General features: G+C 67.8%; 17 protein-coding genes. 7 read left to right on the top strand and 10 right to left on the bottom strand.

Translation table 11 applies throughout. From position 1 onward, the window contains the following. Window positions 1-39: 39 nt before the first annotated feature. From C5O79_RS14500 to C5O79_RS14460, 9 genes are all read right to left on the bottom strand, one after another. The gene (locus tag C5O79_RS14500) at window positions 40-306 is read right to left on the bottom strand and encodes a hypothetical protein (protein WP_240687910.1); all 267 of its coding nucleotides are present in this window, start codon (window positions 304-306) and stop codon (window positions 40-42) included. Window positions 307-373: 67 nt separating this feature from the next. Next, window positions 374-1,897 (bottom strand): altronate dehydratase family protein, encoded by a 1,524-nt coding sequence (locus C5O79_RS14495; protein ID WP_122478635.1) that lies wholly within the window; start codon window positions 1,895-1,897, stop codon window positions 374-376. Continuing rightward, complete coding sequence (locus C5O79_RS14490; RefSeq protein WP_122478632.1) at window positions 1,894-3,075, bottom strand: mannitol dehydrogenase family protein; 1,182 nt, start codon at window positions 3,073-3,075, stop codon at window positions 1,894-1,896. Before C5O79_RS14490 ends, C5O79_RS14495 begins: the two co-directional genes overlap by 4 nt. Before the next feature lie 31 nt (window positions 3,076-3,106). Next, window positions 3,107-4,117 carry a zinc-binding alcohol dehydrogenase family protein gene (locus tag C5O79_RS14485; RefSeq protein ID WP_122478629.1) on the bottom strand — a complete coding sequence of 337 codons (1,011 nt, stop codon included), beginning with the start codon at window positions 4,115-4,117 and terminating at the stop codon, window positions 3,107-3,109. Between the two features lie 22 nt (window positions 4,118-4,139). Then, on the bottom strand, window positions 4,140-5,015 hold the full coding sequence (locus tag C5O79_RS14480; RefSeq protein WP_122478627.1) for an amidohydrolase family protein: 876 nt from the start codon (window positions 5,013-5,015) through the stop codon (window positions 4,140-4,142). Then, window positions 5,012-6,028, bottom strand: a complete 1,017-nt coding sequence (locus C5O79_RS14475) for an aldo/keto reductase (RefSeq protein ID WP_122478624.1) — start codon at window positions 6,026-6,028, stop codon at window positions 5,012-5,014. The genes C5O79_RS14480 and C5O79_RS14475 overlap by 4 nt, the downstream gene beginning before the upstream one ends. A gap of 36 nt (window positions 6,029-6,064) precedes the next feature. After that, window positions 6,065-7,012 carry an ABC transporter substrate-binding protein gene (locus C5O79_RS14470; protein ID WP_122478622.1) on the bottom strand — a complete coding sequence of 316 codons (948 nt, stop codon included), beginning with the start codon at window positions 7,010-7,012 and terminating at the stop codon, window positions 6,065-6,067. 42 nt (window positions 7,013-7,054) lie between these two features. Next, complete coding sequence (locus C5O79_RS14465) at window positions 7,055-8,086, bottom strand: ABC transporter permease (protein ID WP_046546495.1); 1,032 nt, start codon at window positions 8,084-8,086, stop codon at window positions 7,055-7,057. Continuing rightward, on the bottom strand, window positions 8,079-9,623 hold the full coding sequence (locus C5O79_RS14460; protein WP_122478619.1) for a sugar ABC transporter ATP-binding protein: 1,545 nt from the start codon (window positions 9,621-9,623) through the stop codon (window positions 8,079-8,081). Before C5O79_RS14460 ends, C5O79_RS14465 begins: the two co-directional genes overlap by 8 nt. A gap of 233 nt (window positions 9,624-9,856) precedes the next feature. Here C5O79_RS14460 and C5O79_RS14455 point away from each other — a divergent pair, with 233 nt between their 5' ends. Next, window positions 9,857-10,558 carry a FadR/GntR family transcriptional regulator gene (locus C5O79_RS14455; protein WP_034209092.1) on the top strand — a complete coding sequence of 234 codons (702 nt, stop codon included), beginning with the start codon at window positions 9,857-9,859 and terminating at the stop codon, window positions 10,556-10,558. Window positions 10,559-10,582: 24 nt separating this feature from the next. Here C5O79_RS14455 and C5O79_RS14450 read toward each other — a convergent pair whose 3' ends face one another. Then, on the bottom strand, window positions 10,583-11,911 hold the full coding sequence (locus tag C5O79_RS14450; RefSeq protein ID WP_122478616.1) for an MFS transporter: 1,329 nt from the start codon (window positions 11,909-11,911) through the stop codon (window positions 10,583-10,585). Between the two features lie 579 nt (window positions 11,912-12,490). On the opposite strand from C5O79_RS14450, the gene C5O79_RS14445 reads away from it, so the two are divergent. From C5O79_RS14445 to C5O79_RS14420, 6 genes are all read left to right on the top strand, one after another. Continuing rightward, the gene (locus C5O79_RS14445) at window positions 12,491-13,435 is read left to right on the top strand and encodes a helix-turn-helix domain-containing protein (RefSeq protein WP_122479087.1); all 945 of its coding nucleotides are present in this window, start codon (window positions 12,491-12,493) and stop codon (window positions 13,433-13,435) included. Window positions 13,436-13,725: 290 nt separating this feature from the next. Next, the gene (locus C5O79_RS14440; RefSeq protein WP_039356050.1) at window positions 13,726-15,165 is read left to right on the top strand and encodes an APC family permease; all 1,440 of its coding nucleotides are present in this window, start codon (window positions 13,726-13,728) and stop codon (window positions 15,163-15,165) included. Window positions 15,166-15,432: 267 nt separating this feature from the next. After that, complete coding sequence (locus tag C5O79_RS14435; RefSeq protein ID WP_039356047.1) at window positions 15,433-16,878, top strand: aldehyde dehydrogenase family protein; 1,446 nt, start codon at window positions 15,433-15,435, stop codon at window positions 16,876-16,878. 62 nt (window positions 16,879-16,940) lie between these two features. Further along, entirely contained in the window at window positions 16,941-18,305 is a 1,365-nt protein-coding gene (locus C5O79_RS14430; RefSeq protein ID WP_122478613.1) for an aspartate aminotransferase family protein, read from the top strand. 151 nt (window positions 18,306-18,456) lie between these two features. Next, the gene (locus C5O79_RS14425; RefSeq protein WP_039356042.1) at window positions 18,457-19,020 is read left to right on the top strand and encodes a cytochrome b/b6 domain-containing protein; all 564 of its coding nucleotides are present in this window, start codon (window positions 18,457-18,459) and stop codon (window positions 19,018-19,020) included. 195 nt (window positions 19,021-19,215) lie between these two features. Next, window positions 19,216-20,364: a porin gene (locus C5O79_RS14420; RefSeq protein WP_122478611.1), complete on the top strand. Its 1,149-nt coding sequence runs from the start codon at window positions 19,216-19,218 to the stop codon at window positions 20,362-20,364. The last annotated feature ends 36 nt before the right edge of the window (window positions 20,365-20,400 follow it).

Genomic DNA, 20,400 nt, shown 5'->3' with positions numbered 1-20,400 from the left:
TCCTGCAACGGCGCCGCCCGCGGGCGGCTTCGGCTCCGGCTACGCGAAGCGACCGGAGGCTGCCATGTCGGCGCCGTCCGGGCAAGACCGCGTACCGAAGCGCCGTTGCAGTTCGATGATCGTCGGCAGGTTGAAATCGTGGACGTCCGGCGCGGCGCCCCCCTGCCGCCGGCTGACCTCGACACAGAGTTCCAGCGCACGCGCGCGCGTCTCGGCGAGCAAGCGCAGCGCCTCGCCCAGCAAGCCCTTCTCGAGTTCCGACAGCGAGCCGTCGTGGCCGGTTTCGCCGATCATCGGCTCGCTCATGCTGGTTTCCATCGCGGGTTCTCCTTCGCTGTCCGATTACGCACGCGGACGCACACCGCCTTTCCCGTCACATGACCGCGCCGCGCAGCCACGGCACGAACTCGCGTTCGCCGATGCCGTTGTCCTCGCTGCGGGACCGTCGCCCGGAGGCGACGTCGAGCATCAGCCGGAACAGCCGCTCGCCCGCTTCGCCGACCGAGAGCGAACCGGCGACGATCCCGCCGCTGTCGAAATCCATGTCCGATTGCATCCGCTCGAACAGACCGGTCGTCGTCGCGATCTTGATCGTCGGCACCGGCTTCGAGCCGAACACCGAACCGCGGCCCGTCGTGAAGCACACGAGATTCGCGCCGCCGGCGATCTGCCCGGTGGCCGACACCGGGTCGTAACCCGGCGTATCCATGAACACGAGCCCGGCTTGCCGCACCGGCTCCGCATAGTCGTAGACCGCGCGCAGCGGCGAGCGGCCGCCCTTCGACACCGCACCGAGCGACTTCTCGAGAATCGTCGTGATGCCGCCGGCGAGGTTGCCGGGCGACGGGTTGTTGTTCATTTCGCCGCCGTTGTCAGCGACGTAGCGCTCCCACCACTGCAACCGGCCGAGCAAGCGCTCGGCCACGTCGCGCGACGCCGCCCGCGCGATCAGCAGATGCTCGGCGCCGTAGATCTCGGGCGTCTCGGACAGAATCGCGGTGCCGCCGTTGCGGACCAGCAGATCGACGGCCGCGCCGAGCGCCGGGTTCGCGGTGATGCCCGAGTAGCCGTCCGACCCGCCGCATTGCAGGCCGACCGTCAGCCGCGACGCCGGCACGGCGCTGCGACGCGCGCCGTCGGCCGCCTCCACCAATTCGCGCACGATCGACACGCCTCTGGCCACGGTGTCGCGCACGCCGCCCTCGTCCTGGATCACCAGCGTGCGCACGGTGCTGGGCGCTGCCGCGTCGAGCCGTTGCGCGAGCGCGCCGACCTGGTTGACCTCGCAGCCGAGACCGACGAGCAGCACGCCGGCGAAATTCGGGTTCCGCGCATAGCCGACGAGCGTGCGCCGCAGCAGTTCGATGCCGTCCCCGGTCGCCGACATGCCGCAGCCGCTCTGATGGGTGATCGCGACGACGCCGTCGACGTGACCGAACGCATCGAGCGCGCCGTGCCGGTATGCATCGGCGATCGCATGACAGACGCTCGCCGAACAGTTGACGCTCGCGATCACGCCGACGAAGTTGCGGGTCCCCACGCTGCCGTCGGGCCGCACGAAGCCGTCGAAGGTATCGCGGCGGTCCGTCTCGACCTCATGCGCGTCGCCGGCCAGCCCGTCGTCGTGCGCATGCCGGTCGGGCATCCCGACGTTGTGCACGTGCACGTGCTCGCCCGCGGCGATGTCGCGCAGCGCGACGCCGATCGGCTGCCCGCATTTGACGATCGCGTCGCCGCGCGCGATCGGCGCGGTGGCGACCTTGTGGCCGGCCGGTATCGCGTCCGCCGGCCGCAGCGGCGCGCCGTGAACGTCGATCGGCACGTCGGGCGCCAGCGCGTCGAGTGCGACGGCGACGTTGTCGTTGCCGTGAAGGATCACGATTGCCGGTTGCTTCACGATGCCTCTCTCCCTGTCGTTGCGATCCCGGCCGCCGCAGCGCCGGCCGCCGGTTCATGGCGGGCGACGAGTTGCCGCAACCGCGGTTGTTCGGCCGGCAGCGCCAGCGAATCCGCGAGCGCGAGCAGCGGCTCGATCCGCCGCGCCACCTTCTCGCGATGGTTGACCGCGATATCGGCGATGCGATGCGCGAGAAACGGATTGAGCAAGCGCTCGCGCACGCTGTCGACATAGCGTTCGGCCGTTTCGCGCAAGCCCAGCGCCACGAATACCGGCGCGACTTCATCGCGCCACACGGCCTCGAGACCGTCGCGCAGCCGCGCATCGTTCATCGCGTCCAGCACCGTTTCCGATGCGTCGCGCCCGGTCGCGAGCCACTGCTCCGCGAGCCAGCTGTGCCCGAGATTGAGGAAGAACAGCTTCAGGCGCTCGTGGCTGCGCAAATCGTCGGTGACGACGATCTGCGCATGCCGGCACGGCAGCGCGATGCCGGTACGCCGTTCGATCGCCCATAGCGCGTAAGGCTCCGCGATCGCGCCGACCGGACGAAGCGGCTCGGACACGATGCGGTCGACGAGCGAGTTGACCCATATGCAGCAGTTGCCCAGATAGTCGGCGAACGCGTCGGGCAGCCGCCACTGGCGCGCGAGGCCCAGCACGATGTCGCGCAGCGTGTCGCCGTTGTTCGTCACCAGTTCGCAAGGCAGGATGGAAACGCCGTCATCGGGCCGCGCCTGCCAGCGCGCATGCAGCAGCGCGAGCAGCTTCGCCGGAAAACCATGCGGTGCGTGCTCGGGCTCGGCCAGCAGGTCCGCGGCGTCGCGCGGATCGGCGCGATAGCCTGCGTCGCCGGTGTTCGACACGATCACGCGCACCGTCTCGATCGCGGCGCCGCGTATTTCCGCCCAGTCGCGCTGGGCGTCCCACGCGCGCTGCACGGCGTGGCACTCGACGACTTCGTCGACCACGCCGCCGCGCTCGCGCCCGCGAATCCGCACCGGATAGCGGCCGGTGGCGCGCAGCGCGTCGATGCGCGCGCGGCTGGCCGGATTGCCGGTCGTCTGCACGATGCCGATGCCGCCGATCGCGTTGCCTTCGTCCAGCGCCTGGGAGACGAACAGGTCGACGTGCGCCAGCAGGAAGCGGCTCGTACCGAACTGCAGGATCGGCGGCGTCATCGCGTGCGCTCCGCGTACCGGATTCGACGGATCAGCATTCGACGAGCGCCTTCACGACGGTCTGCCCCGCATCCAGCAAACGCGGCAGCGCGTCCGGCACCTCATCGAGCCGCATCCGGTGCGTGTTCAGCGCGCGGTCCGGGATGCGCCCCGCGCGCATCGCGTCGAGCACCGTCGCGAAATCCTCGGCCGTCGCGTTGCGGCTCGCGAGCAGCGTGGTTTCCCGCTTGTGGAACTCGGGATCCGAAAACGCGACATGCCCGCGCACGATCGAGATCAACGTGTATTTGCCGCCGTGCGCGACGAATTCGAAACCGCGATTCATCGCATCGAGGTTGCCGGTCGCGTCGAACACCGCGTCGAAATACTCGCCGTTCGTCAACGACGCGAGACGCTCCGTGTCGCCTTCCCCCACCTCCACCGCCGCATCGACCGCCAGATGCTGGCGGCAGAACGCCAATCGATCCGCCCGCGTGTCGAGGCACGTGACGTCGGCGCCGCGCAGCTTCGCGAAGATCATCGCGGCCATGCCGATCGGCCCCGCGCCGACGACCAGCGCGCGCTGCCCGGCGCGGATGTCCGCGCGCCGCACCGCATGCGCGCCGATCGCGAGAAATTCGAGCATCGCCGCCTGGTCGAGCGAAATGCCGTCGGCCTTGTGAACGAACTGCGCGGGCACGCTCAGGTATTCGGCCAACGCGCCGTCGCGATGCACGCCGAGCACCTTGATGTTCACGCAGCAGTTCGTGTTGCCGTGACGGCAGGCGACGCAGTGCCCGCACGACAGATACGGCATCACGTACACCGCGTCGCCGGCGCCGAGCCCCGACTCGGCTTCCGCCTCGACGACGACCGCCGACAGCTCGTGGCCCATCACGCGCGGATAGTCGAGGTACGGCTGGTTGCCGGTGAAGATGTGCAGATCGGTGCCGCAGATGCCGACCCGTTGCACGCGCAACAGCACTTCGCCGCTGCCGCGCACGGGCAGCTCGCGATGCTGCACGCGCAGCACGCCGGGAGATTCGCAAATCACGCTGAGCATGTCGGTTTCCTTTCGTTCTGGTTCATTCGTCGTGGCGTGCGGTGTCGATCCGGTAGAAGCGGCGCGCGTTGCCGCCGAAAAGGCCGTCGAGCGCCGCGGCGCCGAGCGACTGCGTGCAATCGTCCTCGCACGCGGCCAGCCATTCGCCGTAGCCGCCGCACGCCGACGCCAGCCGCAGCACCGGCCAGTCGCTGCCCCACATCAAGCGCGCCGGCCCGAACAGATCGGTCAGCGCGTGGACATACGGCCGCGTGCGTGCGCGCACGGCATCCGGGCCGGCCGACGGCCCGGCCTCCGTCCAGAGGCCGGACAGCTTGCAATGCAGGTTCGGCAGGCTCGCGAGCCTGCGCATCGACGTTAGCCACGGCTGCGTCTCGCCGCGCTCGATGAACGGCTTCGCGCCATGATCGATCACGATCGGCAGATCCGGATGGCGCCGCGCGAATGCGTGCAGCGCATCGAGATGGCGCGGCATCACCAGCGCATCGAAACGCAGCCCGTGCTCGAGCATCGCGGCAACCGCGCGATCCAGCCGCGGATCGTCGATCCAAGCGTCGTCGGGCAGATCCTGCAGCATCGGTCGCAAGCCGCGCGCCTTCGGCGCGGATGCAAACGCCGCGATCCGCGCGGGTGCGTCGCCGGCCTTCAGGTCGACCCAGCCGACCACGGCGCCGACGCTCGGCGTTTCAGCCGCGAGATCGAGCAGAAAGCGCGTGTCGGCTTCGCTCGGCAGCGACTGCACGACGACGGTGATATCGATGCGCGCGGCGTCGAGCAGCGGCGCCAGATCTGCCGGGCCGAAATCCCGGTGAATCGCATCGAACTCGGCCGGCGGCCAGCAGCCGGCCCGCGCGCCGATGCGCCAGTAATGCTGATGGGCGTCGATGCGCGGGGTCATGCGCGTGCTCCCGGCACCGGCGCGTGCGCCGCGATCAGCCCTTCGTCGCGCAGCGCATCCCACAGTTCGGCCGGCGCGGGGCGCTCGAACCATGCGATGTTCTGCTTCAGCTGAGCCACGCTGCGCGCGCCGACCACGCACGACACGACGGCCGGATGGCCGAACGGAAACTGCAAGGCCGCGGCCGGAAGCGGCACGTCGAAGCGGTTGCACAGCGCGCCGAGCCGCGTCGCCTTGTCGATCACGTCGGCGCTCGCGTCCGCATAGTTGAACTTGCCGTTGCCGGCGAGCAAACCGGAATTGAACACGCCGCCGATCACGATCGCCGTCCCTTCACGGGCACACGCGTCGAGCAGCGGTTCGAGCGCCGTCTGTTCGAGCAGCGTATAGCGGCCGGCCAGCAGCACCGCATCGAGCGCCGCTTCGTTCAGCGCGTCGGCCGCGACTTCCCATTCGTTCACGCCGAGGCCGAACCCGCCGATCTCGCCGCCCGAGCGCAGCGCATCCAGCGCGCGAAACCCGCCGCCGCGGGTCAACTGGTCCCAGTAGTGCGCGTGACGATCGCCGTGCGTCATCGCGCCGATGTCGTGCACGTACAGCATGTCGACTCGCGCGAGACCGAGCCGTTGCCGGCTGTCGTCGTGCGAGCGCATGATGCCGTCGTAGCTGTAGTCGTACACCGGCCGGAACGGCAGCGGCTCCGCCCAGCCGTCGTCGCCCGGCCGCACGCTCGCGTCGGCCCGCATCAGCCGCCCGACCTTCGTGCTGAGCGTGAAGGCGCGACGCTCGCGCGGGGCGAGCCCCGCCCCCACGCGCCGCTCGGACAGCGTGTAGCCGTAATACGGCGCGGTGTCGAAATAGCGCAGGCCGGCCGCCCACGCGGCGTCGACGAGCGCGGCGGCATCGGCGGCCGACATCGGCCGATAAAGGCCGCCGAGCTGCGAGCAGCCGAGGCCGAGTGCGGACACCGTCAGCCCGCTGCGCGGCAAGGTGCGCGTATCGTTTGCGTTCATGCGTGGTGACTCGATGCGTGAGAGCGGCACGGGCGATCAGTACAGGACATTCTTCGCCGCCTGCGAATCGAGGTTCTGCTTGTCGACCATCACGACGCCGGTATCGATCAGCTTCGACGCGGGCTTGCGCTCGATCACGTCGAGCGCCGTGCGCACGCCCTGGTTCCCCATCTGCCACGAGCCCTGCACGGCGATCGCCTGCACGGTGCCGTCGCGCACGAAGCCCTGCAGGTCCTCGTTGCCGTCGAACCCGATCGCCACCACCTTGCCCGCCTTGCCCGACTGCTTCAGCGCACGGCCCATCCCGACCGCGGTCGGCTCGTTCGCGCCGAAGATGCCCTTCAGGTCCGGGTTCGCCGACAGCACGTCGGTCGTCTGGTTCAGCGCGGTCGCCATTTGCGATTGCGAGTAGTACGGGCCGACGACCTGCAGCTTCGAATGGCTCTCGATGTACTTGCGGAACCCGCCGACGCGGCTGACCTCGGACCCCGCGCCCGGCACGTACGACATGATCGCGATCTTGCCCGACTGCCCGACGCGGTCGATCAGCGCCTTCGCGCACAGTGCGCCCGCCTTCTCGTTGTCGGTCGACAGGAATGCCTGGTAGTACGGCTTGCCGGCGTCCGCGATCGCCGAGTCGATCAGCACGACGGGAATGTGCGCTTCCCATGCCTTCTTGATCGCGGGCACCAGCGCATCGGGATCGGACGGCGCGAGCACGATGCCCGCCACATGACGCGTGACCGCGTTGTCGACCATGTTGACCTGCCCGCTGATGTCGGACTCAGCCGCCGGGCCCTGGAACGTCATCGTGTAGCCCTTCGCGCCGTCGAGCGCCGCCTTCGCGCCTTTCTGCACGTTCTGCCAGTAGTTCGAGTTGACCGTCTTGACGATCACCGCGATCTCTCCGCCCGCCGCATAAGCGCCGCTGCTGCATACCGCGAACACGCACGCCGATGCCGCCAGCAGGATGGATTTGTTCATGTCTCGCTCCGCTTCTCGTTGGTAGGGACTGCTTGCTGCCGGTCAGGGCCGGCGATTGCGCAACTGGTCGATCCACACCGTGCCGAGGATCACGACGCCGATGATGATCTGCTGGATGAAGCTCGATACGCCGTTCATGTTCAGGCCGTTGCGCAGCACGCCGATCACGAACGCGCCGATCGCCGTGCCCGAGATCGTGCCGACGCCGCCCATCAGCGACGTGCCGCCGATGACCGAACTGGCGATCGCGTCGAGCTCGTACATCACGCCTTCGTTCGGCTGCCCGGTGACGAGCCGAGACATCAGCACGCAGCCGGTCACGCCCGCGAGCGCGCCGGACAGCACGTAGGTGAACAGCTTCACGCCCTGCACGTTCACGCCCGACAGCCGGGCCGCTTCCGCGTTCGACCCGACCGCGTAGATATGGCGGCCCAGTGACGTTCTCGACAGCAGCACCGACACCACGACGAACAGCACGACCATGATCACGACCGGATACGGAATGCCGGGAAAGGTCGTGTCGGGGAACCCGTCCGCGCCGATGCGCGAGATCCGCAGCAGCGCGCCGTTGCCGAGCGCGCCGAACGCGTCGCCGAGATCCGATACCGGCCGCGCGCCCGTGATCTGAAGCGCGATGCCGCGTGCGACGAGCATCATGCCGAGCGTCGCGATGAACGGCGGCAGGCCCATCTGCGTCACGCAGATGCCGTTGACGAGCCCGCACAGCGCGCCGACCAGGATGCCGGCCGCCATCGCGGCGGGCACCGGCACGCCGGCCTTGACCAGCAGCGCCGCGCAGACGCCGGCCAGCGCGAGCACCGAGCCGACCGACAGGTCGATGCCGCCCGTGATGATCACGCAGGTGGCGGCCACGCCCAGATAGGCGATGGAGGTGACCTGCAGGCCGACCGTCATCAGGTTGTCGACCGAGAAGAACGCCGCGCTCGTTATCGAGAACGCGAACACGAGCACGACGAGACTGCCCAGCGCCGCGAACTTCTGGATCAGGTCGCGCCGCCGCTGTCGCGCCGCCCGTTCGTCGGCCTGGCTTCGATCGGATGTCATTTCAAGCATGGGAACGCCCCGACGCGTAGTGCATGATCTCCTCCTGACTGGTGTGTTTCGTGTCGAGAAATGCGGTCAATCGACCTTCGTGAAAAACGGCGATCCGGTCGGTCATGCCGAGCAGTTCGGGCAACTCCGAACTGATCAGCACCACGCCGACGCCGTCGGCGGCGAGCCGGTCCATCAGCCCGTAGATCGCGAATTTCGCGCCGACGTCGATGCCGCGGGTCGGCTCGTCGAAGAACAGGATCTTCGAGCCGCGGTACAGCCATTTGCCGATGACGACCTTCTGCTGGTTGCCGCCGGACAGGTTGCGCACGCGCTGGTGCACGGACGGCGTGCGAATCGCGAGGTCCTGCACGTAGCGGCGCGCGACGTCGAGTTCGTCGTCGAAGCGCAGGAACCCGAAGCGTGACGTGATGCCGCGCACGTTCGCGAGCGTGAGGTTCGCCGCGACGGGCATCGGCAGCGCGAGCCCCTCCGTCTTGCGGTCCTCCGACAGATACGCGATCCCGTGCCGGATTGCCTCGCGCGGCGAGCGGATCGTCACGGGCCGGCCGTGCAGCGCGATCGTGCCGCCGTCGGAACGATCGGCGCCGAAGATCGCGCGGGCGATCTCGGTGCGACCGGCGCCCATCAATCCCGCGAAACCGAGGATCTCGCCGCGGCGCAGCGCGAACGACACCGGCCCGAACACCCCGTCGCGGCGCAGATCCCGCACGTCGAGCAGCACCTCGTCGGTCGGCACCGATTGCCGGGACGGATAGGCGTCGTCGAGCGTGCGTCCGACCATGCGCGCGACGATGTCGTCGATGCTCACGTCGGCGAAATCGTCCGTCGAAATGTGGCGCCCGTCACGCAGCACCGTCACGCGATCGACGATCTGCGCCATTTCGTCGAGCCGGTGCGAGATGTACAGAATCGCCACGCCGCCGGCGCGCAGCTCCTCGATGATGCGAAAGAGCTGCACCGTTTCCGCTTCCGTCAGCGACGACGTGGGCTCGTCCATGATCAGCACGCGCGCGTCGTGCGACAGCGCCTTCGCGATCTCGACCATCTGCTGCTGCGCGATGGACAGCACGCCGACCTTCGTCGTCGGAGCCACGTTCAGCCCGATGCGCGCGATGCAGCGCGCCGCATCCGCGTTCATGCGTTTCGTATCGACGAAAGGCCCGCGCCGCGGCTCGCGCGCGAGGAACAGGTTCTCCGCCACGCTCAGGTGCGGGACGAGATTGAGTTCCTGGTGAATGATCGAGATGCCCGCCGCCTGTGCTTCGGACGCCGAACGAAAGCGCACCGGCGCGCCGCGATAGTGAACGACGCCGTCGTCGGGCAGGTACTGGCCGCTGATGATCTTCATCAGCGTCGATTTGCCCGCGCCGTTCTCGCCGCACACCGCATGCACCTCGCCGCGGCGCAGGTCGAGGCGAATTCCGTCGAGCGCGAGGACGCCCGGGAAGCGCTTGCGAATCCCGTCCAGGCGCAGGATCTCCCGGTCCGATTCGTCGTGCGCGGCCTGACCGGGCAGATTGCGAGGCATAGCCATTGCGTCTCCTTGGGGTGGATCGACCTCGGCGCTATCCGGTCAGTCCAATTTGGATGAATTACAGCAATCAAACCACTTTTGGTCAAGCCAATTTAACTATTCACATCTGATCTTACCAATGGTGAAAACCCGGACATCGGGATGAATGCCCCGCCGCACGGGGTGATGCGGCAGGCGTGATAGACTCCGCGACACGCGCTTGCGCCCAAAGCGCATTGATCCCAATCAATCGGATGAAATCGACAGAACCCAAGCGGCTTTACCAATCGGTCGCGGCCCAGATCGTCGCGTTGATTCGTCAGGGCGAATTCGCGATCGGCGAGCGGCTGCCGCCGGAGCGCGAGCTGGCGCTGACGCTCGGCGTATCGCGCCCGTCGCTTCGCGAGGCGCTGATCGCGCTGGAAATCGGCGGCCAGATCGAGATCCGGATGGGCTCCGGCGTGTATGTGCGCGACACCGCGGCCGACGCCGTCGGCCCGATGGCCACGCTCGGCGACAGTCCGTCGGAATTGATGCAGGCTCGCGCGGCCGTCGAAGGCAGCGTCGCCGCACTGGCCGCCGCGCGGATGACGGCTGCGATGCTCGAACGACTGCGCCGCACGGTGCAGCGTATGAAGCGGCTCGCGGAGGCCGGCAAATCCCCGGTCGAAGCCGACCGGCAGTTCCACATGCTGATCGCGGAAGCCGCCGGCAACTCGGTGCTCACCCGCTTCGTCGGCGAGCTGTTCGACAGCCGCCACGACCCGATCGCGACCGCGATGCGCGGCCACGCGGAGAATCCGCAGACGTGGACCGCCGCCGTGCGCGAGCACGAGGACGTGCTGCTCGCGCTGCAGGCCGGCGATCCGATTGCGGCGCAGACGGCCATTCGTGCGCATCTGCGCGCGTCGGAAGCGCGGTGGATCGAGGGTGGACTGAAAGCCGATCCGGATTGAGCGTGCGCGGGCGCTGACAACGCGCTATTCAGCGCCCTGCAACGCGGCCCGTTCGCGCGCCGTGCGGCGCGACGGCAGCGTGCGCGGCACCAGGCTCGTCATCAGCACCGCGCCGACCACCAGCAGCCCCGCGACCACCGCGAACCCGGCATACGGCGCGCCGGTACGTGCGAACAGAACACCGACCAGCCACGAACTGAACGCGCCGCCGAGCGAACCCAGCATGCTGATCACCGCGATGCCCGCTGCCGCCGCCCGGCCGGTCAACTGGGCAGCCGGAATCGTCCAGAACACAATCGGCACGGTGAACGCGCACAGCTGCGCGATCGCAAGCAAGGCAACGGTGATCGCTACATGGCCGACCGAGAAGCGCAGGAGCAGCAGACTGCACGCGGTGACGAGCATGCAGGCCACCGTATGCCAGCGGCGCTCGCCGTATCGGTCGGAACTCCATGCGATCGCCACGTTGCCGATCATCGTGAACACGGAAATCAGTCCGGACAACCAACCGATTCCGGTGACGCTCGCCACCCCGGCCGCCTTCAGCACCGTCGGCGACCAGAACGTCACCGTCCCCATCCCGACGTAGACGCAGAAATAGATCGCCGCCAGCCCCAGCACACGCGCGTTGCGAACGATGTCGAACACGCCCGCCCGGTCATGGCCGACCACGGCCGACGCGCGCTCCGCGTCCAGATCCCGCAAGAGCGCCTGCCGGTCCGCAGGCGACAGCCATGCCGCCCGCTCCGGCCGGTCGCTCAGCATCAGCGGCGCAACCAGCCCGAGCGCGATGGCCGGCAATCCCTCGATCAGGAACAGCCACTGCCATCCGCGCAACCCCATCGTGTCCTGCAGTTGGGCCATGATCCAGCCGGACAACGGCCCGCCGATCATCCCGGCGACCGGAACGGCGAGCAGCAGCACGCTGTTGACGCGGGCGCGCACCGCATCCGGAAACCAGTACGACAGGTACAGGATCAGGCCCGGAAAGAAGCCGGCCTCGGCGGCGCCGAGCAGAAAGCGCACCACGTACAGCGACACGCGGCCGGTCACGAACATCTGCGCGACCGTGCACAGGCCCCACAGCACCATGATCCGCATCAGCGTGCGGCTCGCGCCGATGCGCGCCAGCACCAGGTTGCTCGGCACCTCGAAGGCGGCGTAACTGATGAAGAAGATGGCCGTCGCGGAGCCGAATACGGCTTCACTCAAGCCGAGATCCTGCAGGAACTGCAGCTTGGCGAAGCCGATGTTGACGCGATCGATGAAGTTGATCACGTAGCAGACGAACAGAAACGGGATCACGCGCAGCGCGATCCGACGATACAACAAGGCAGGGGGTGACTCGGACATGGACCGCTCCCGGTATGTGGACATGCGTCACGAACAGGCGAGGCGTTGCGAGGCAATTATACAAATCCCGTATTTCGGGATTTATTGGTAGTTAACACGAGAGAAGACGTCGCACGCCGCCTGCGTCAGGCTGCCGATCTGCATTCGTCAGATTTGTAAGAAAATCTCTATGCTACTCGATCGTCTTAACCATGAAGTCCACGTTACCAGGTCGTGCGCGACACCATGTGTAAACCCCACCTCAAAAATAAACCAAATCCCTTATAATGAGATTCATAAAAAATACGATTGTCAACGACATTCGCTTGTCGATATCGCCCGGCACCCCGAATTTCTTTCGGTTCGGTTACGCTGCATCGCCTTCCGCAGGGTGCTCGCTCGACAAGCGCCACCGGGCGTTTCGATCGCGTCACGCGGTGTTTTTTTCTGGATATGATCGTCGGCAGGACTGAGTGCGTCGCACCGCGCGTTCGGAAGTCATCCGGGCGGCGCGCGCATGGCGCGATCGCGCTGCCCGCGCCGCAGCATGAGCCGGCTTCGGCCGGCATCGAATTTGAAACGGGATGCATTCGCCACGCCATGAACCTGCGCGCTGAAACACTGTGCTTCTCGGATGTGTTCCTCCATTCCCAGGCGATCGTGAACTGGTCGCAGCACTACGACCAGATCAGTCCCGGCACCGCGACGACCACGCTGCGCCAGGTCGCCGGCCAGCGTTTTCACGTCTTTCGCGAACGCATCAACCAGCGCGTGATGCAGCACGGCCTCGCGCCGCGCGACCGGCTCTGCTTCGCCCTGCCGATCGCCAATGCGGTCGCGCCCGTGGTCCAGGGGCGCATCGTCGAGCGCCCGAGCCTGCTGACACTGCGCGGCGGCGAGGAGTTCGTCGCCCATCTGCCGTGCGACACCGAGGTGCTCGCGTTCACGATCGACCGCTCGCTCGCGGCCGATCGCGAGGTGGATGAACTCGCGAACCTGCCCGCACGTTTCCTGAAGCAGCCGGTGCTGCCGATCTCGCCCGCGCGCTACCGCAACGCGCTGGACGGCCTCGAACGCGTGCTGGGCCAGGCGCTCGACAGCGGTTCGCTCACCGCCCGCGACGCATTCGACGAACGCGTGCTCGCGCACAGTCTGGTCGGCATCCTGCTCGACCTCGTGCAGCCCGACGACCCGGATGCCGGTGCGCTGCCGTCGGCCTCGACGCAAAGCTACATCGTGCGCCGCAGCCAGGAAATCGCGCTGGAATCCGACGACGTGCCGACGGTGATCGATCTCTGTCACCACTTGCGGATCAGCCGCCGCACGCTGCAATACAGCTTCCAGAACGTGGTCGGCACCACGCCGACCGCCTACCTCCGCTCGATCCGGCTGAACGCCGTGCGCCGCTTCCTGATGACGACGCCCGACACGATGCGGATCGGCGATGCGGCGGCGCAATTCGGCTTTTGCCACTTCGGACGCTTCTCCGCGTACTACCAGCAGCATTTCCACGAGCTGCCATCGCACACGCCGCGCCTGAGCTGAGCGCGCGACCCACGCATCGCGGCGTCGCATCCGGGTAATCCCCTGCCGCCCCCGCGCATGCGGATTGCCGATTCCGGACAACGCCCGCTTTTTCGGCACCGTAAATTTTGTCGTCGGCCCTGCTCGCATGCGCGCTGCACCGCATCGAGCGGCCGTCCAAGCGCATACCCGTGTCGTCGACGAAGGTCGGCATCGATTGCCGGCTCGTCAGGATCGGCCGCGGCACGGGGATATCGATCAGGCATGCCGGTGTCGACTCCTGACGGACGAGCCGGCCAGCGGGACCACTCATGAACGAATCGTCACCCCGGTCCGAAGCGGGGCTCAGCAAGAACGCCGTCGGACTCTCCCACATCGTCTTCTTCGTCGTCGCCGCGGCCGCGCCGCTCACCGCGATGGTCGGCGCGACGCCCGCGGCATTCTCGCTCGGCAACGGCTCCGGCGTGCCCGGCGTATTCGTGCTGGCGGGCGTCATGTACCTGATCTTCAGCATCGGCTATGCGGCGATGAGCCGGCACATCTCCAATGCGGGCGCGTTCTACGCGTACATCGCGAACGGACTGGGACGCCCCGCCGGCGTGGGCGGCGCGTTCGTCGCGATCGTCGCGTACAACGCGGTGCAGATCGCGATCTACTGCATGTTCGGCTTCTTCCTGAACGACAGCATCCAGCGGCACTACGGCGTCGACGTGCCGTGGTGGGCGTTCGCGCTCGCATGCGTCGTCGCGGTCCACTTCTGCGGCGCGCGGCGCATCGAGTTCAGCGGCCGGCTGCTCGGCATGCTGATGATCGGCGAAATCGCGATCGTGATGCTGCTCGATCTCGCGATCGTCGTGCACGGCGCGAGCGCCGGCGGCTTCAGCGCGAAACCGTTCAGCCCCGCGATGGTGTTCGCGCCCGGGCTCGGCACCGCGCTCGTGTTCGTGCTCGGCTCGTACATGGGCTTCGAGGCGACGGCGATCTTCTCCGAGGAGGCGCGCGACCCGAAGCGCACGATTCCGCGCGCGACCTACCTGGCCGTAATTCTCATCATGGCGTTTTACGCGCTGTCGTCGTGGGCGATCGTCGAGGCATGGGGCGAGCGCGCGATCGCCGCGCAGGCCGCGCGCGATCCGGCCAATCTCTGGTTTGCCGTCAGCGGCCGGCTGCTCGGCGGCATCGCGACGGACGCGATGAACGTGCTGCTCGTCACGAGCCTGTTCGCGGCCATCCTGTCGTTCCACAACACGATCACGCGCTATTTCTACGCGATGGGCCGCGAACGCGTGCTGTGGCGCAAGCTCGGCCATACATGCCCCGTGCATCGTTGCCCGGACGTCGCGGGCAAGGTGCAGACGCTGATCGCGCTCGCGGCTATCGTCGGGTCGGCCGCGTTCCGCCTCGATCCGTTCGCGGTCGTGTTCTCGTGGATGAGCGCACTGGCCACGATCGGCATCATCGGGGTGCAGATCCTTGTGGCGGCGTCGGTGATCGCGTTCTTCGCGCGCGATCACCGCGACGCCGGCGTCGTGCATCGGCTGATCGCGCCGCTCGTCAGCGTGATTGCGCTCGGCGCGTGCCTCGTGCTGGTCGTGCGCAACCTGTCCGTGCTGAGCGGATCGGATTCGACCTTCGTCGCGATGTTTCCGTATTTCCTCGTCGCCGTCGGCGCGCTCGGCATCCGCGCCGCGCTGCGCTTGAAGCGCAGCGACCCCGACCTGTATCGCGAACTCGGGCGCGCCGCCCAGTAGTCGCTGCCCGGACGGTGCCGCGCCGCACCGTCGTCTCGTTGTTCACTCCCCGCGCATTTCCCGCTGCCGACGCGACGCGCCATGCGTCGCGCCGGCACGGGTATTCCCTATCCCGATCGCGCCGCAACGATTGCCGATAGCGGACAAGGCGCGCGTTTTCATCGACATACAGTGAATGCGACGTCGAAGCCTGACGGTGGCAGGGGTAGTTGCCATCGCCCTCACCCGTTCGGCCCGACGATTCGCCCCTGGGAAACACGGAACACCATGATGAAAATTCAGAATCTGATCGACGGCAGGCATTGCGACGCAGCGGCCGGCCGTACCTTCGAAAAACTGGCGCCGGCGACCGGCGACTACGTGGCCGCCGTGCCCGCATCGACCGCCGAAGACGTCGATCGCGCGGTGCGTGCCGCGCACGCCGCGCTGCACGGCGACGCGTGGGCCCGAGCTGGCGGCCCGGCCCGCGCCCGCTGGCTGCTTCGGCTGGCGGACCTGGTAGAGCGCGACCGTGACGCGCTGGCGGAATGCCTGGCCGTCGAACAAGGGCGCCCGCTTGCCGAGATGCGGATGATGGACCTGCCAATGTGCATCGACACGCTGCGCTACTTCGCCGGCTGGGCCGACAAGCTCGAGGGCCGCACGATTCCGACCGACGGCTTCATGGGCCGCCCGACCCTCAGCTACACGCGGCGTGCGCCGGTGGGCGTCGCCGGTCAGATCATCCCGTGGAACGCGCCGTTGATGATCGCCGTGTGGAAGCTCGCGCCGGCGCTCGCGGCCGGCTGCCCGGTGGTCATCAAGCCGTCGGAGGACGCGCCGCTGGCCGTCGCCCGGCTCGGCGAGCTCGTCTGCGAAGCCGGCCTGCCCGCCGGGGTCGTCAACATCGTCCACGGCGTGGGCGCTGAAGTCGGCGCCGCGCTGGTCGCGCACCCGCTCGTGAACAAGATCAGCTTCACCGGCAGCACCGAAGTCGGCCGCGCGATCGCGGGCGTGGCAGCGAAGACCTTCAAGCGCGTCACGCTCGAACTCGGCGGCAAGGCCGCGCAGATCGTGTTCGCGGATACCGATCTCGACCGGGCGATTCCGTCGTTGATGGCCGGCATGTTCGCGAACCAGGGGCAGACGTGCGCGGCCGGCTCGCGCGTGCTCGCGCACCGCTCGATCGCGCACGCGCTCGAAGAACGGCTTGCCGACGCGGCCCGGGCGATGCGCGTCGGTCCGCCGTCGGAGCCCGGCGTGCAGATGGGCGCGCTGATCAACCCGCGCCACCTCGCGCGCGTCCGCGCGCTCGTCGACGGCGCGCTCGCCGAAGGCGCGGTGATGCTAGCCGGCGACGAACAGGTGCCGCCGCGCGGCTGCTTCATGCGCCCGACGATTCTGGGCGGGGTCCATCCGGGCATGCGGATCGCCCGCGACGAGGTGTTCGGCCCGGTCGGCATGGTGATGCCGTTCGAGACCGAGGACGACGCCGTTCGCGTCGCCAACGACACGCCGTTCGGCCTGTCGGCGTCGGTGTGGACGCAGGACGTCGGCACCGCGCACCGCGTCGCCGAGCGGCTCGACATCGGCGCGGTCGCGATCAATGCGTGGAGCCCGATCGACGCGCGCCTGCCGTGGGGCGGCACCAAGCAAAGCGGGATCGGGCGCGACCTGTCGAAGGCCGCGCTCGATTCGTACCTCGAGGAAAAGATCATCACCGCAGCCCTGTGATCCGGCGGCGCACACCGCGCCGCCCCCTGTTCAAGCACTTCGTAAGAGAGACGAGAGACACCATGGACTATCAAAAGCGTCAAAAACGATTCTGGCACCCGATGAGCTCGGCGGCCGCCGGGCATACGACTCCCACCGTGATCATCGAGCGCGGCGACGGCAACTACGTGTACGACGTCGACGGCCACCGCATGCTCGACGGCGTCGGCGGACTGTGGAACGTCAACGTCGGCCACAACCGGCCGGAAGTGAAAAGCGCGATCGCGCGGCAGATGGACGAGCTGTCGTACTACCAGACCTTCGACGGCGTCGCCCATCCGCGCGTCTACGATCTGGCCGACCGCCTGTGCGCGATGTTCGCGCAGGAAGACATGCAGCGGGTGATGTTCGGCAGCGGCGGCTCCGACGCGATCGAGACCGCGCTCAAGATGGCGCGCCAGTACTGGGTCGCCGCGGGCGAGCCGTCGCGCACGAAATTCCTGTCGCTGCGCAACGGCTATCACGGCGTGCACATGGGCGGCACGTCGATCGGCGGCAACGGCGTCTACCATTACAATCATGGCCCGCTGCTGCCCGGCTGCGTGCTGCTCGACACGCCGTGGCTCTATCGCAATCCGTGGAATTGCGACGATCCGCACCAGCTCGTCGAGCACTGCATCCGGCAGCTCGAGGAAACGATCGCGTTCCACGGCCCGCAGACCATTGCCGCATTCGTCGCCGAACCGGTGCAGGGCGCCGGCGGCCTGATCGTCCCGCCGGCCGATTACTGGGCGCGCGTGCGGGCCGTGTGCGACCGCAACGGCATCCTGCTGATCGCCGACGAGGTGGTCACCGGCTTCGGCCGCACCGGCAGCCTGCTCGGCAGCCGCGGCTGGGGCGTCGCCGCCGACATCCTGTGCGTCGCCAAGGGCATCTCCGCCGGCTACGTGCCGCTCGGCGCGACGCTGTACAACGGGCGGATCGCCGACGCGATCGAACATGGCGCGGGCTTCTCGCACGTGGTCATGCACGGCTATACGTACAGCGGCCATCCGCTCGCGTGCGCCGCGTCGCTCGCGGTGCTCGACATCGTCGAGGCCGAGGATCTGCCGGGCAACGCGGCGCGGGTCGGGCAGCGCCTGCTCGAGCAATTGCTGCCGCTGAAGGCCGACTTCGAGACGGTCGGCGACGTCCGCGGCAAGGGGCTGATGCTGGCGCTCGATCTGGTGACCGACAAGGCCAGCCGCACGCCGCTCGATCCGGGCCAGGGGTTCGCCGCCCGCGTGGCCGATGCGGCGCGTCGGCGCGGCGTGCTGGTGCGGGCGATCGCGAACAAGGTGGTGATGTCGCCGCCGCTCACGCTGCAGCCTGGCGAAGCCGACTTCATGGCCGTGACACTGCGCGAGGCGTTGCAGGAGTGCTGCGCGGATTCGCGCGCGATCGCCTGACCGCGCGAAACAGCCCGACGCACGGGCTTTTCGTCGAAGGTCCGTGCGTATCGCGATCCGGCCTCGGTTCGACGTAGATCGCCGCGGGACGCCGAAGTCGACGATCGGCATCCCGCCTGTCGCAATGTCGTTTCAAAGGAAGACAAGTCAAATGGACAACCAGGCCATTGCATTCCCCGCGGAGAAATACCCGCTCGCGCTTCGGTTGCTGCACTGGGTCAGGGCGATCCTGATCGGCGCGCAGCTGTGGACCGGCTGGACGATGGTCCGGCTCGACGACAACCTGCCGGCCAAGTTCGACTGGTACTACCCGACGCACAAGGAGTTCGGCGTGCTCACGCTGCTGGTGGTCGTCACGCAACTGGCGATTCGCGCGATGAAGCCGTTGCCGCCGCTACCCTCCACGCTGCCGACGCTCGATCGCACGCTCGCGAAGATCGGCCATTACCTGCTGTATGCGCTCGCGATCATCGTGCCGCTGATGGGCTATTCGATGTCCAGCACGTATACGCAGAGCGACGGCGTGCCGTTCTTCTTTTTCCGCGTACCCGAGCTGCTGCCGAAGAACGACCATTGGTTCGAGGCGTTTCAGTGGCTGCACAAAACGCTCGCCTATACGTTGCTCGCGCTCATCGTGCTGCATGTGCTTGGCGCGCTGAAACACCGGTTCTTCGACCGCAACCCGGAAAACGACGTGCTGCGACGGATGCTGTAACGCCGCCGCCACGCGGAACCGCGCGCCCGGCGCGGTTCGTCATCCGGTCCGCCCGATCGCGGCGGGCCTCTTTTCTTCGTAATTCATATTTCGTTTTACTAACGACAAACGGACTCGCTGCACGCGTCCGGTGCTGACGTATGCCGTCGGAAACCGCACCGCGCCGCGTGGGCTGCCCACACCTGGAGATCGACGATGAAGAAGATGATGGCGGCCGTATCGGCCGCGAGCGCCATGGGATTCGGCCTGACGGCCCATGCGCAAAGCACCGTGACGCTGTACGGCCTGATCGACGAAGGCGTCAATTTCACGAGCAACGCGGGCGGCAGCAAGGCTTACCAGATGGTCAGCGGCGATACCGTCGGCAGCAACTGGGGGCTGAAAGGCACCGAGGATCTCGGCGGCGGGATCAGAGCGCTGTTCCAGCTCGAGAACGGCTTCAACGCGAGCACCGGCGCGCTCGGCGTGACGTCGCGGATGTTCGGCAGGCAAGCCTACGTCGGCCTCGATTCCGACCGGTTCGGCACGCTCACGTTCGGCCGCCAGTACGACCCCACGCTCGACATGTGGAGTACCTTCACGGCCACCGGCAACTGGCTCGGCGACTTCGGCGCGCACCCGTACGACAACGACAACGCCGATTGGGACTACCGCATCCAGAACAGCGTCAAGTACGTGTCGCCCTCCTACGCCGGCTTCAAGGGCGAAGTGCTCTACGGGCTCGCGAACCAGGCGGGGGGCTTCGCGCGGAACCGCGTCTATAGCGCCGCCGTGCAGTACCAGGCGGGCGCGTTCTCCGCCGCCGTCGCGTACCTGAAGGCCAACAACGGCGGCGCGACCGCGGGCGGTGCGTTGTCGAGCGACGATACGGTCGTCAGCGGCCGCGCGCAGCAGAACATCGATGCGGGCGCATCGTACAAGTTCAGCGACAAGCTGACGCTGTCCGCCGCGTATTCGCACGTCGACGTGACCAACCCCGAGTCGAATCTGTACTTCGCGAACCAGCCGGCGGCAGGCTCGCAGAACGCGTGGAAATTCGACAACTTCGAGGTCAACGGCCAGTATTTCTTCCGGCCGGACCTCTGGCTCGGCGCCGCCTATACCTACACGCATGCGCATGTCGCGACGGCGGCGAGCGATGCGTCGCCGAACTGGCACCAGGTGTCGATGATGCTCGACTACGATCTGAGCAAGCGAACCTCGACGTACATCCAGGGCGCGTACCAGCATGCAACCGGCCATACCGGCACCGATTTCGACTACGCGCACGTGCTCGGCACGGCCGGGCAGTCGTCGGGCCGCAACCAGCTGGCGTTGCGCGTCGGGATGATGCATCGGTTCTGAATCCGGCGGAAAAACACGGGCTCGCGCGCGGCGTAC

The organism is Burkholderia sp. SRS-25 (genome assembly GCF_004343765.1).
In the GTDB taxonomy this organism is placed as follows: Bacteria; Pseudomonadota; Gammaproteobacteria; order Burkholderiales; family Burkholderiaceae; genus Burkholderia; species Burkholderia contaminans.
This window is presented reverse-complemented; position numbering and strand designations above follow the sequence as displayed.